This window comes from Pseudomonas sp. UYEF17 (assembly GCF_040546125.1).
In the GTDB taxonomy this organism is placed as follows: Bacteria; Pseudomonadota; Gammaproteobacteria; order Pseudomonadales; family Pseudomonadaceae; genus Aquipseudomonas; species Aquipseudomonas putida_Z.
Window position 1 is genome coordinate 38,763 of record NZ_JBEPNE010000018.1, and the last position, 12,374, is coordinate 51,136.

Annotated in this window: 10 protein-coding genes and 1 pseudogene; 10 read left to right on the forward strand and 1 reads right to left on the reverse strand. The window is 62.6% G+C overall.

The genetic code is table 11. The features are described from left to right. Positions 1-2: 2 nt before the first annotated feature. The 8 genes from ABIB24_RS21905 to ABIB24_RS21940 all read left to right on the forward strand — a co-directional run bounded on the left by ABIB24_RS21905 (position 3) and on the right by ABIB24_RS21940 (position 9,623). Positions 3-3,002 (forward strand): serine/threonine-protein kinase, encoded by a 3,000-nt coding sequence (locus tag ABIB24_RS21905; RefSeq protein WP_354317218.1) that lies wholly within the window; start codon positions 3-5, stop codon positions 3,000-3,002. Further along, positions 3,002-3,706 carry an ATP-binding cassette domain-containing protein gene (locus tag ABIB24_RS21910; protein WP_274079071.1) on the forward strand — a complete coding sequence of 235 codons (705 nt, stop codon included), beginning with the start codon at positions 3,002-3,004 and terminating at the stop codon, positions 3,704-3,706. Before ABIB24_RS21905 ends, ABIB24_RS21910 begins: the two co-directional genes overlap by 1 nt. Continuing rightward, positions 3,706-4,908 carry an ABC transporter permease family protein gene (locus tag ABIB24_RS21915; RefSeq protein ID WP_025340303.1) on the forward strand — a complete coding sequence of 401 codons (1,203 nt, stop codon included), beginning with the start codon at positions 3,706-3,708 and terminating at the stop codon, positions 4,906-4,908. Before ABIB24_RS21910 ends, ABIB24_RS21915 begins: the two co-directional genes overlap by 1 nt. Next, entirely contained in the window at positions 4,901-6,697 is a 1,797-nt protein-coding gene (locus ABIB24_RS21920; protein ID WP_354317221.1) for a formylglycine-generating enzyme family protein, read from the forward strand. Before ABIB24_RS21915 ends, ABIB24_RS21920 begins: the two co-directional genes overlap by 8 nt. A 71-nt stretch (positions 6,698-6,768) precedes the next feature. Continuing rightward, entirely contained in the window at positions 6,769-7,674 is a 906-nt protein-coding gene (tagQ, locus tag ABIB24_RS21925) for a type VI secretion system-associated lipoprotein TagQ (RefSeq protein ID WP_025340301.1), read from the forward strand. Between the two features lie 125 nt (positions 7,675-7,799). Continuing rightward, positions 7,800-8,693, forward strand: coding sequence for an Ssp4 family T6SS effector (gene ssp4, locus ABIB24_RS21930; protein WP_038408275.1), 894 nt, complete (start codon positions 7,800-7,802; stop codon positions 8,691-8,693). Beyond that, complete coding sequence (locus tag ABIB24_RS21935) at positions 8,690-9,130, forward strand: hypothetical protein (protein ID WP_354317223.1); 441 nt, start codon at positions 8,690-8,692, stop codon at positions 9,128-9,130. The genes ssp4 and ABIB24_RS21935 overlap by 4 nt, the downstream gene beginning before the upstream one ends. Before the next feature lie 31 nt (positions 9,131-9,161). Then, on the forward strand, positions 9,162-9,623 hold the full coding sequence (locus tag ABIB24_RS21940) for a hypothetical protein (protein ID WP_354317225.1): 462 nt from the start codon (positions 9,162-9,164) through the stop codon (positions 9,621-9,623). 342 nt (positions 9,624-9,965) lie between these two features. On the opposite strand, the gene ABIB24_RS21945 is transcribed toward ABIB24_RS21940, so the two are convergent. Next, positions 9,966-10,502 carry a BRO-N domain-containing protein gene (locus ABIB24_RS21945; RefSeq protein WP_354317227.1) on the reverse strand — a complete coding sequence of 179 codons (537 nt, stop codon included), beginning with the start codon at positions 10,500-10,502 and terminating at the stop codon, positions 9,966-9,968. A 679-nt stretch (positions 10,503-11,181) separates the two neighbouring features. On the opposite strand from ABIB24_RS21945, the gene ABIB24_RS21950 reads away from it, so the two are divergent. Further along, the gene (locus ABIB24_RS21950; protein WP_354317229.1) at positions 11,182-11,796 is read left to right on the forward strand and encodes a hypothetical protein; all 615 of its coding nucleotides are present in this window, start codon (positions 11,182-11,184) and stop codon (positions 11,794-11,796) included. A 312-nt stretch (positions 11,797-12,108) separates the two neighbouring features. After that, positions 12,109-12,363: pseudogene (locus ABIB24_RS21955) on the forward strand (hypothetical protein); the annotation flags it as partial. Positions 12,364-12,374 lie beyond the last annotated feature (11 nt).

A 12,374-nucleotide genomic window follows, 5' to 3' on the forward strand; every position in this document is an offset into this window, starting at 1 on the left:
ACATGCAGATTCCCGGATTCGACATCGACAGCGAGATTGGCCAGGGCGCCATGGCCAGCGTCTACCTGGCCACCCAGCGCTCGCTGCAGCGCAAGGTGGCGCTGAAGGTGATGGCCGCGAGCCTTGCCGCCGACCCTACCTTCTGCGAGCGCTTCCTGCGCGAAGGGCGCACCCTGGCGCGGCTGGCGCACCCGCACATCGCCACCATCCATGACATCGGCAACGTCGGCGAGCTGTACTACATGGCCATGGAGTACCTGCCCAGCGGCACCCTCAAGGAGCGCATCGCCGCCGGGCTTGCACCCGAGCAGGGCTTGCTGTACGTGCGGCAGATCGCCCAGGCGCTGGGTTATGCCCACGGCCAGGGGTTGGTGCACCGCGACGTGAAACCGGCCAACATCCTGTTCCGCGCCGACGGCACGGCGGTGCTCTCGGACTTTGGCATCGCCAAGTCGCTGGATGACCGCACCCAGTTCACCCAGGCTGGCTTCGCCGTAGGCACCCCGAGCTACATGAGCCCGGAGCAGGCGCGGGGCATGGACATCGACGGCCGCGCCGACCTGTATGCGCTTGGAGTGGTGCTGTACGAGATCCTTGTCGGCGAGCTGCCCTACCGTGGCACCGATGCGTTGTCGACCGCACTGGCCCACCTGACCGAGCCACTACCGGAGCTGCCCATCGAGCACGGGCGCTACCAGGACATCCTGCGCGGGCTGTTGGCCAAGGACCCTGATCAACGCTTCGCCAATGCCGACGCGTTGCTGGCCGCACTCGACCGCTTGCCTGCCGATGACCAGGACAGCACAGTGATCCGGCCATTGCCGGTCGCGATGCCGGGCAAGGCTGACCTTGGCGGGCTGACGCCGGTATCCATCGATATTCCGCAGGCCACGGCCGAGCCGGTCGCCTCACCCACGCCTGCAAAGGAGCCGTCCCGGCCCAGGCCCGCTGCGCCGCCGAAACCAGCCTCGGCCATGCCGGCCAAGGCCATGCTGGCCGTGGCCATAGCCGCGGCGCTTGGCCTGGGCGCGACCTTGTTCTGGTTGCGCAGTGGCAGCGACCAACCGGATGTGCAGCCACCCGTGGCGCAAACCGCGAGCGAACCGCTGGCGCCAACCGCTCCACCGCCAGCGGCCAGCGAAGACGGCCGGCCTTTGTTGATGCCGGGCAAGAAAACCCTGTTCCAACGCGTGCTGAGCAAGCCCGAAGCGCAACTGCGCGCACGGCCCGGTGACAGCGCGGGTGAACCGCTGCCGGCGTTCTCGGTGCTGTACGTGTACCAGCGCAAGGACATCGACGGCCAGCCCTGGCTGGAAGTTGGCGCCTCCAGCAGCGGCCAGCGCGACGGCTGGTTGCCTGCGGCGCAAACCAGCGACTGGAAGCAAAGCCTGGTGCTGAAGTTTACCGAGCGTTCCGGCCGTTCACCGGTGATGTTCATGCGCCAGGCCGATGACCTGCAGCAACTGCTCGACGACACCGGCAAGGCCCGCGCCGACCTGCTCAAGGCGCAGAACGAGCCCGACCAGGTGCCCCAGGTGCTGGCCCTGGAGCCAGCCGCCAGCGCGGTGCCGCAGAACCAGTTCTACCTGATGCCGATCTTCGACTACCGCGAAAGCTTCGGCGCCGACGGCCAGCCGGTGCAGTTACTCAACGTCGCCTCCATCGACCCCGGCAGCAGCGTTCGCAGCCAGGCGGCCACGGCTGCCGGTGCGGCCGTGGCAACGGACAACCGCTTCCGTACCGGCATCGTCCTGGTGGTCGACACGTCGGTGTCGATGCAACCCTACATCGACCGCGTGCGCCAGGTGGTCAGCGAACTGCAGGCGCAACTGGCTGCACGGGGCGAGCTGGGCAATGTCAGCTTCGGCCTGGTGGGCTTTCGCAACAGCGTCAAGCGCACCCCGGGCCTGGACTACCTGAGCAAGACCCTGGTCAGCCTGGAGGAGGGCCGCGACCCGGCGCGCTTCCTCAAGGCTGCCGCGCAGGTCAAGGCCACCAGCGTCTCCAGCCATTCGTTCAACGAAGATGCCTTTGCCGGCGTGATGCAGGCCGTGGAGGGCATGGACTGGTCGGGCTATGGCGGGCGCATCGTCCTGCTGGTCAGCGATGCCGGTGCCCTGCGCAAGAACGACCCTTACAGCAGCACACAGATGAACGAGGCCGAGGTTCGCCAGGCTGCGTTGAGCAAGCAGATCAGGATCTACGCCCTGCACCTGCGCACCCCGGCCGGTGCGAAAACCCATGGCGCTGCCGAAAGCCAGTACCGCGTGCTTACCGCCGACAGCAACCCGCAGATCGGTGACCTTTACGTGGCTGTGCCGGGCGGCGATGTGGGCGCCTTTGGCGAGCGCGTGCGCGAGATCGGCTCGACGTTCGCCGAACTGGTGCACCAGGTGCGTGAACAGCAGCCACAGCCGTTGCCCCAGTTGGGCTCGGGCGCGAGCCTGGCGGCGAAGTCCCAGGCGATCGGTTATGCCATGCACATGGACTTCCTCGGCCGTAACGGCGCCAGCCAGGCGCCGCAACTGGTCAGCGCCTGGGCCGCCGACCATGACCTGGCCAACCCGGCGTTGCCGAGCCTGCAGGTGTGCGTGATGCTGACCAAGCTGCAGCTCAATGACCTGCAGCAGTCGCTGAAGCTGATCGTCGATGCTGCGCGCAAGACCCGCAGTTCGCCGGGTGATTTCTTCAACGAGATCGCCAGCGCGAGCGCCTACATGAGCCGCGACCCGGGTGCCCTGCGCAAGGGCGCAAACCTGGCCCAGGGCGGGGTACTGGGCGAATACCTCGAAGGCCTGCCATACCGCAGCAAGTCCCTGAGCATGACCGAGGACCTGTGGCTGTCGCTGTCGGTGGCCGAACAGGAGGATTTCATCGACGAGCTGGACTCGAAGATCCGCCTGTACGAAACCTTCCACAACGACATGGCCAACTGGGTGCGCTTCGGCAAGGCCGAGCCGGGCGATGCCCTGTACCGTGTACCGCTGTCGACGCTGCCGTGATGATCAACCTGCACGCGGTGCACAAGACGCGCGGCCAGGGTGCCCAGCGCTACAGCCTGCAGATCGACCGGCTGCAGTTGGCGGCAGGGGCACGGGTGGCCCTGGTCGGCCCCAGCGGCTGCGGCAAGAGTACCTTGCTCGACCTGCTGGCGCTGGTGCTGGCGCCGGATGCCGCCGAGGGCTTCGTCTTCGCCGGCACCGATGTGGCTGGCCTGTGGCGCCAGCGCCGCCTCGACCAGTTGGCGGCGCTGCGCAGCCGCCAGCTGGGTTACGTGCTGCAGGCCGGCGGATTGCTCGGTTTCCTCGATGTGCGCGGCAATATCCGCCTGCCACGGCAGCTGTTGGGGCTGGGCGAGGACGGCAGCGTCGAACGCCTGGCCGAGGCGCTGGACGTGCGTGACCAGCTGGCCAAGAAACCTGCCGCGTTGTCGCTGGGGCAACGTCAGCGTGTCAGCTGCGCCCGGGCCCTGGCGCATGCGCCGGCATTGTTGCTGGCCGACGAGCCTACCGCAGCGCTGGACCCGGTGAACGCCGAGCGGGTCATGCAGTTGCTGCTGCGCGAGGCACAGGCGCGCCAGGTGACCTGCGTGCTCGCCACCCATGACGAAGCGCTGGCGCGCCGGGCCGGGTTGAGCGTGCTGCGCATGGCCTGCCGGCGCGATGCCGACGGCGGCGTCACCGCCACCTTGGCGCAGGCCGTCTGATGCGCCCGTGGCTGATCGCCGGCCTGGCCTGGCAGGACTACCGCAACGATGCGCGGCTGTCGGCGTGCAGCGTGCTGGCGCTGGTCGCGGTGATCGCGCCGTTGCTGGTGCTGTTCGGTCTCAAGTTCGGCCTGGTCGGCAGCCTGACCGAGCGGCTGCAACGCGACCCGAGCGTACGCGAGATCATTCCCTTGGGCGGGGGCCGTTTCCGCGCCGATTTCATCGATGCCCTGGGGCAGCGACCGGACGTCGCCTTCGCCATCGCGCGGACCCGGCAGATCGCCGCCACTGCAGAGCTGCTGCTGCCTGCCAAGGGGCGTGCGGTAACCGTCGAGATGCTGCCGACCGCTGCCGGTGACCCCTTGTTGCAACAGGTGCCGCCGCCGCAGGGCCTGCAGCAGGTGGTACTGAGCTTTACCGCTGCCGAGAAGCTCGGTGCCGCTGCCGGTGATGAGCTACAGGCCAGCTTCAGCCGGCAGCAGGCCGGCCAGGTGCAATGGCGCCAGACGCGCCTGCAGGTAGCTGCCGTGCTGCCGTTGGCGGCGTTCGAGCGCGATGGCCTGTTTGCTTCCCTGGCCCTGCTCGAAGCGGTCGAGGACTACCGCGACGGGCGCGGCGTGCCGGCGCTGGGCTGGCCGGGGGAGGCCGCAGGCAATGATGCGCAGCGGATATACCCGGCGTTTCGCCTGTATGCCCGTGGGCTGGCTGATGTCGAGACGCTGCGCGCCTACTTTGCCGAACGCAAGTGGCTGGTATCGACCCAGGCAGCGCAGATCGCCCAGGTGCAGGCCCTGAGCCGCAACCTTGACCTGGTGTTCTGGATCATCACCAGCCTGGCCGTGGCCGGTGCCGTGGCAGCCATCGCCGCTGGCGCGGTGGCGGCGGTACAGCGCAAGCAGCGTGAGCTGGCGGTGCTGCGCCTGCTGGGGTTCGGCACGGCCGCGCTGCTGCTGTTCGTGGTGCTGCAGGCGCTGTACAGCGGCGTGCTGGCGGCCGCAGTTGCCGGCGCCCTGTACCTGCTGGCCGAGCAGGGCCTCAACCGGATCTTCACGCAGGTGCCAGGCGAATACGCCAGCCATCTGTTGCCCATGCATTACTTCGTTGCGTTGTCTGCGGTGCTGCTGGCCAGCACAGCCGCTGCTGCCCTGGGTGGCTGGCGGGTAACGCGCATCGATGCCAGTCAAGGAATTCGTGATGTCTGAACTTCGCCTCGGGGCTACGGCCCTGCTTCTGACCACGCTGGGCCTGGCGGCCTGTTCGCCGGGTACCGACGAGCCGCCTGCCAATTCGGCCAAGCCGGCCAACGCCGCTGCCGCCAGCGCCCCGGCACAGCCGGTCGACACCAGCAAGCTGGACAACCCCAAGCCCTTGCCGGGCGACGTCAGCCTGCCGCTGCCATGCGGCGGCGAACTGGTACTGCGCAGCGTCTACGTGCTGGCCCAGGGCAGCCTGGACGACCGCGAGGTCAACCTCGGCTACCCGTTCAGCGAGGGCGAGGCCGGCTACCAACAGTCGTTCATTTCCGGATATCGGCGTGACTTCATCAATGGCCAGTTCAGCCTCCAGGACCTTTCGCCCGCCTGGCAGAAGGCTGTCGCCCCCAACCTGCCCGTACTCGACCAGGCTGGTCCGCTCAAGCCGATGATGTATTTCATCGGCAAGTACGAGGTCAGCGCCCGGCAGTATGCCCAGGTGATGGCTCAGGCCCAGTCGCTGGCCAGCGGCGAGGCGGCGCCGGCCTGTCAGCCCGATACCACGGCAGCGGGGCGCCTGCCCAAGGTCAAGCTGTCGCGTTTCGAGGCCGAGCGCTTTGCCGCGGTCTACAGTGCCTGGCTGCTCAAGCATCACCGGGACCTGCTGCCGGTCAGTGGCCGGGGCAGCAAGGCCGAGGACGGCGGGGTCGGTTTTGTGCGCCTGCCCACCGAAGTGGAGTGGGAGTTCGCTGCCCGTGGCGGCTCTGCGGTAAGCCGCCAGGAACTGGAAGGGCGGCTGTTCCCGCGCAAGGTCCAGGGCAGTGACAGCGACGGGCCGCTTGGCGACTGGGCAGTGTTCAACCAGGTGGCTGGCGGCACCGGGCAGGCCGCACGCCTGATGCCGATCGGTACCCGGCTGCCGAACCCGCTGGGGCTGTTCGATGTGATCGGCAATGCCGCCGAAATGGTTCAGGAGTCGTTCCAGCTGGTGCATGCCGGCCGCTTGCAAGGCGCCTATGGCGGCTTCGTGGTCAAGGGCGGCAACTACCTGGAAGGCGAGGGCACGCTGTTTACCGGCATGCGCCGCGAGTACCCGCTGTTCGGCGCTGACGGTACCGAACAGCGCAACGAGACCACAGGCTTCCGGGTGGCCATCGGCGCCTTGTCGGCACCCCGTTCGCGTTACCAGGAACTGTTCGAGCAGTGGCAAAAGGAAGGGCGCCTGGCCAGCCTGACCGACGATATTGATGCCGTGCAGGACCCGACCAAGCGCCTGGACAGCATCATCGCCGCCACCGCCGACCCGCGCCAGCAGGCCGAGCTGGGGCTGGTCAACGAAGAACTCAAGCGCAGCGTTTCGCTGATCGGTCGCCAGCGCGAAGAGGCTGCCGGCAACCTGATCCAGTCTGCCGCGCTGGTGGCCGAGACCATCAACAACTACAACATTCGCCTGACCAACCTGCGCAACACCCAGGCCGAGGCCAAGGCGCGTGGCGACCAGACCACCGTGAGCATGTACGCCGCAGCCATCGCCAACGGCCGCGCCGCCCTCGATGGCGCCGTGGCGATCTACATCGACAACCTGGCCAGTGGTACGCGCTACACCGATGCGGTGATCCAGGCGCAGTTCCAGCGGGTCAAGGAAGAACTCAACCGCAAACCGGTCCTGGGCAAGAGCCTGGTGAGCCGCGCGACCCTGTTCGTTCGCCATGTTGGGGAGTACCGCCAGAACCGGCGGGCCGACCCGGCAACGATCCTCAAGGAGCTCCTGGCATCGGCCGCCGCGCGGCCTTCGTAGTGGCTTCTGCCTGACGCAAGCGCGGGGTGGCATGAGGCCCCCCGTTTTAACCACCCACGTGAGAAAGTGACATGTTCAAGACCATCTTCACGGCTACCCATGCCCGTTCCGCCCTGCTGCTCGCCGCCGGTTTCAGCACTGTCCTGCTGGCGGGCTGCTCCAGCTCTCCGGTGTCCAAGGTTGGTGCCACGACCAAGGTCGAGTACTACCCGAGCTGCTACGAGCCCGTGCAGCACCTGCGCTCCACCGACGGTGACATGACCCGCTCGGTTGCCACAGGCGCCGTCATCGGGGCCCTCGGCGGTGCCTTGACCGGCGCCCTGGTCGACGGCGACAACCGCGGCCGCAATGCCGCCATCGGTGCGGCGGGTGGTGCCCTGGTGGGCGGTGCGGCCGGTTACTACACCGAGCGCCAGAAGCAGATCAGTGACGACAAGCAGCGCATTGCCTCGTACGCCACCGACATCGACAAGAGCGCTGCCGACCTGGACCGCACCACGGCCTATGCCAAGGCTTCGCAGAGCTGCTACCAGCGTGAGTTCACCAGCCTGATCGACGGCCGCAAGGCCAACCGCATCAACGACACCGAAGGGCGCAAGCGCCTGGCCGAGATCGTCTCGGGCCTGCAGGAGTCGAACAAGCTGCTGGCCACCGTCAACGGCCGCGTTGCGGAAAACCTCGACAACTACACCCAGGCCTACGAGCAGGACCTCAAGCAGGTTGGCGTGGCCCGTACCGACGTAGCGACCGTGGCTGAACCGCCCAAGACCACCACTGGCAAGAAGAAGACCCAGGCCGTCAAGGTGAACACGAACGTGCCGCAAGAGGCGGTCGCCACCGAGAAGACCCTGCAGAAGGCCACTACCAAGAAAGCCGAAGCCCAGCAGGTGGCCAATGCTGGCGTCGACCAGGTCAACAAGATGTGCCGCAGCCCCGACATGGGTGACTGGGCGCCGGTGCCTTGCCCGAACGTGTAACCCACGCTCCGTTGCGCTCGCGCTGGTGCACGTGCAGCCCCTGGCAGGTCGCCTGACCTGCACGGGGCGTGCGTGGGCCGGCGCAGCGGCTTTTCGAATCAAGGAGAGTTGTCGTGACTGATCTGATGTCCGGCGCCCTGGGCGGCTACCGGCAGCAAATGGCGCGTCAGCGGCTGCTGCTGACCGTCGACCAGCAGAAGCTGTTCAGGGCCATCGATGCCGACCCGGGTATCGTGGGTGCTGGTGTTGTCTATATCGATGCCGAGTACAACGTGATCGTCCTGCGCGAATTCAAGCCTATCTGCAGCATTGCCCCCAAGCGTGTGATTCTGCAGGAGGCAGCACCTTACAAGTCACCTGAACAGTTCATGACCCAGCTGCAAACCGGCGCGCGTGAGCGCAAGGTGATGGCAGAGGCCGTGAACGCCAGTCTGGGTTGCCTCTCGGCCTATCTTGGTTGGGTCGTCATGTTCAGTGGCACCATTGCCGTACCGTTCACTGGCGGCGCCAGCATGGTGTTGACGGCGGTCGGTTATGCCGCCGCGGCTGCGGGTACCGGGCAGTGCATGATGGGCGGGTACCGAGTGTTCAACGAAGTGTTCGACCCAGGGCAGAACGACTGGCTCGACAGTAACGACACGGTCCAGACCGTGATGAGCATACTGGACGGCGTCGCGCTGGCAGGTGTGGGCGCATCGAGCCTGAACACCGTGCGGTTCCTGCAGGCTCGCAAAGCGGCTACCGGCAAGGGCTGGAGGGAGCTGTTCCATAGCCTGTCGCGGCAGCAACGCAAGGCGCTGGCCGAGGAGCTTCTGCTCATCAAGCATCCGTCGCTCACTGCCAAGCAGCTCAAGCTGAAGCAAGCGGCGGGTACTGCGATCAAACGTTTTACCCCTACCGAAATTCAGCATGCCACGCGTACCTTGATCAAAGACTCGATAGGCGGCTTGTCGGGCTTTGGCAGCAGTAGCTTCGTCCAATCGGTTGCCGTGGGGCTTTACGAGGAGATTACCGAGTGACCCGTGACCAGGAGCTGCAAGCGTTTCTTTCCCGTTATTTCGGCGTGTTCATTGCCGAGTTTTTCTTTTCCTGTATGGCGCTGGGCGGCACCGTCTCGCTGGTGTTCTCCACCTATATGCGCAGCTCAGACCCTGAACTCTCGGTGATGGTGCTGGCGGCAGCCGGTGTAGTGAGCGCCGCCTCGCATATCGCCATGGTGCGTGGCTTTGCCTGGGGCGTGCGCGGTGTGATCGGCATCCTCGTGGTTGCCTTGCTCGCCGCATTGCCCAGCTACGGTTATCGCCCGCACATGGGGGCGTACATTTCCGTCCTGGTGTTCGGTTTGCTGGCTCTGCTGATCATCAACAGCCAGCGTTACCGCGAGATGCGCGTGCGCCTGGTGGAGTATCGGGACATCCGAAAAATCAACCGTCGCGCGGCTAAAACCTCCAAATGACACCTTTCTCTGATGTAACGAGGGGATCGGGATGAATCTGCGCCGAACGCGTACCTGGCTCGGTGGTTTGCTATTGCCCTTTCTCGTTGCTTGCAATGGCCATAAGGTCGAGCGTGTCGTGGTCTATGAGAATAACGTCCATCACTGGCGCATCGAACACGTGGTGGAGCAGAACTGGCCGGTGGGGCCTCGCCAGTATTATCAGGTGTTTCTCAAGGACCGCCTGCTGATCCTGCCTGCCAATGTGTTCAACGACGAGCGCGACATTAGTGAGTTCGTTGCTGCGGGCGGTTTCGACATCAGCAACTGGCGCAACGACACGATCATCGTGGCGTTCGAGAACGTGCAAAAGCGCGAAGGTGGCAACGAGCATTTTGTCCGCTCGCTGATGATCACCCCGGAGTACAAGGAAGGGGAGGTGATACTGAGCGACATGGCGAGCCATATGCAGATCGTGGTGCAGCGGGTGGAGCCGGTTGGGGAGGGGAAGTAGCAGGGCAGTGGTGTTGTAGGCAAGCAAATGAACTAGCTGTGGATGTCACCGGCATTTGTGGGAGCGGGCAAGCCCACGAAGCAGGCGCCTCGGTGGATGGCACCGGCTGCGCCGGTGTTCGCGGCCACGGCCGCTCCCACAGGTACAGCGTGACCCCGAAGCCAGCGCAGTACCTGTGGGAGCGGGCAAGCCCGCGAAGCAGGCGACGCGGTGCATGGCACCGGCTGCGCCGGTGTTCGCGGCTAAAGCCGCTCCCACAGGTACAGCGTGAGCTCGAAGCCAGCGCAGTACCTGTGGGAGCGGGTTCACCCGCGAAGAGGCCCGCCCAGGCAAACCCGCCGCTTAAACCCCATGCAACCGCAGCGCCCGCTGCGCACACTCCCGCCAACTCAACTTCGGCCTCTCTACCGGCGGCAGCTGTTGCACTTCCCCAGCCAGCACCACCGGCATATCCCGCATCCTCACCCAAGGCTCACTCTGCCAATACAACAACGTCGCGCTCCGCCCCCCAGGCCAGCACATCTGCCCCAGTCGCGGAACATCCTTCACCCCGTCCTCCTGCCGATCACGCAGCACCGCCACCACCTCATGCGTCAGCCACCAGCGCAAATGCCGGTTCTCCGGTACATGGTGATGCGCCAACAAGGTATAAGCCCCGGATTCGCTGACCATCGTGGTTTCCTGGTACTTGCCATAGCGCAGCAACTGCACGGAGCGGTACTGATCCGGGTCGAGCTTGCGCATGCAGTGTTCGTCGTAGAAGTGACCACTCAGCCGGCCGAGTTCGTGGGCGCAGAACCAGGCTTGGGATTCGAGCCAGAGGGTGTGGAGGGGGCGGTTGTGGCGGGTGAAAAGGGTGGGAGTCTGAAGGTCAGTCATGGCAGGCCTCCGTGATCCTCTGAGAATTGATCAGGCGAAACGCATGTGCGAAGCGCCTAGAATTGTTGGATTTGGTAGGCATTTCCAATACCTCTACGTGATTTCAGCTTTCTTAGGGCTGGGTGTCGGGAGCTAAGAAATCCCACGTAGCGGACCGGACGTATTCCCCTTGCGGGTGTTGTATTAGTCCGCTCCCGACATAACACGTTTTCTGCGCGCAGGATTAGACCACAGGCAGAAAAAAGCCGCATCTGTCGGGGCGGATTGACCGCTACGTGAGGCGTTTCTTAGGCGCCGCAATGACTTTAGGTTGATGGCTGCAGAAGGTCAACTGATAACAGTGTAGGACCATTCTGAAAAACTCGATAGGCGATCAAATATTTTTGGTAACGCTAAATGGCTGGCTTTTCTATCGACTATTTCTGTGACATCATTATGCTGCTATTGCGTCAGTTGGTGTTTTATAACGCCTTCACAAATAAAGAAAATTGCTTATTGGTAAATTTCACGTATCGATAATTCGCATCGCAATAATCGTACAGATGACATGTGGTTGTCGAAAATGAATGGGTTTGATCTGGCCAGTTTAGTCGAGTAACGCTCGATGATCTGATGCCAAGAACTGGCAAAAGACAGATAGACTTAGATTATTAAAGCTACTTTATAAAAGTGTATGGGCGTGAAATTGCTGGAGGGGAATTTGAGTTGCTTGGAATTATTGAGTGGTTCTGTTGGACTTCTTTTTGTTGTTTTTCTGATCTATATCGTGATTGCTGTGTTAAAGCTACAATCCACGAGTAGAGTTCCGGAAAAACTCAGCGCTGTTTGCGCTTTATTGACTGTAATAGTTGCTATAGCTGCGGCCTGTGTTGCATGGGTTCAATTGCAAGAATCAAAGGAGTCGTCAAGAATTCAGCTGCGTGAATCAAAAAACGCGTCCGCAAAAATAATCTATAAAGAATATATTTCTCTCGCAATAGATAATCCTGAATTTTCCGCACAGTCCTGCTATGGCGGAAGAAAGGGATTGGAACGGCTCGAGAAAAATAAAATCAGATACGAAAAGTACGAAAATTACGTTGCATTTCTTTTGTTTTCTGCAGAACAAATAGGTGCGTTAACTGATTACGATGCCAAATGGGAAAGTGTGCTTCTTGCTCAGCTTACATATCATGCATTATATCTGCAGAGCCCTGATTTTCAAAAAGGCATGATGAATTTATATTCTGAAGACTTGCAATATCTTATTCGAGTGGCTATCACGAATTTCAGCGAGAATAAATGTGGGCGTTAGCAATTTTGATCTATTTTTATGGCCTCTCTCTTGAGGGCGCTCTATAAGCGTGATTTTTTAGTATTCGGTGAAGTTATCCATTGCCCTGGACCGCTTGATGCTTCACTAAGTTCATAGGGGTTGAACTAATTTTCTATAATTTTTGAAATCTCTAGTCAGTTTTAACTTTGTGTTGGAAAGGGCGCCAACTCAAAACTCACATGCTTGCAGCCGCGGTTGCTCCAAGCGCAAAGGCGGCTGACGAGGGATACTATTCAGAAGGCTCCGCTTAAAGCGGAACCTAGAGATGGAGATGGAGCAATTGACTGATGCTACGTGAATCTGGTTGAGCGGTTTTACTCAACGCTGAGCAACAAGTAGATCAAGGGCCAGGCACATGTCAGCGTTAAGGATCTTGAGGCGTCGATCGAACACCACATGGAAACCTGCAACCAAAACCCGAAGCCATTTCGGTGGCATAAGAAAGCCAAGGACATCCTTGCCTCAGTCGCTCGCGCTGCACGAGCGCTGGGCAAATTATTTTCAGCGGTATTTCTGAAACACTACACTAGCACCATCCCGAAATAACACGTTTTTCA

Bases quoted from the DNA above. Each gene is read 5' to 3' on its own strand.
- ABIB24_RS21905 (WP_354317218.1), top strand. From the start codon at position 3: ATGCAGATTCCCGGATTCGACATCGACAGCGAGATTGGCCAGGGCGCC.
- ABIB24_RS21910 (WP_274079071.1), top strand. From the start codon at position 3,002: ATGATCAACCTGCACGCGGTGCACAAGACGCGCGGCCAGGGTGCCCAG.
- ABIB24_RS21915 (WP_025340303.1), top strand. From the start codon at position 3,706: ATGCGCCCGTGGCTGATCGCCGGCCTGGCCTGGCAGGACTACCGCAAC.
- ABIB24_RS21920 (WP_354317221.1), top strand. From the start codon at position 4,901: ATGTCTGAACTTCGCCTCGGGGCTACGGCCCTGCTTCTGACCACGCTG.
- tagQ (WP_025340301.1), top strand. From the start codon at position 6,769: ATGTTCAAGACCATCTTCACGGCTACCCATGCCCGTTCCGCCCTGCTG.
- ssp4 (WP_038408275.1), top strand. From the start codon at position 7,800: ATGTCCGGCGCCCTGGGCGGCTACCGGCAGCAAATGGCGCGTCAGCGG.
- ABIB24_RS21940 (WP_354317225.1), top strand. From the start codon at position 9,162: ATGAATCTGCGCCGAACGCGTACCTGGCTCGGTGGTTTGCTATTGCCC.
- ABIB24_RS21945 (WP_354317227.1), bottom strand. From the start codon at position 10,502: ATGACTGACCTTCAGACTCCCACCCTTTTCACCCGCCACAACCGCCCC.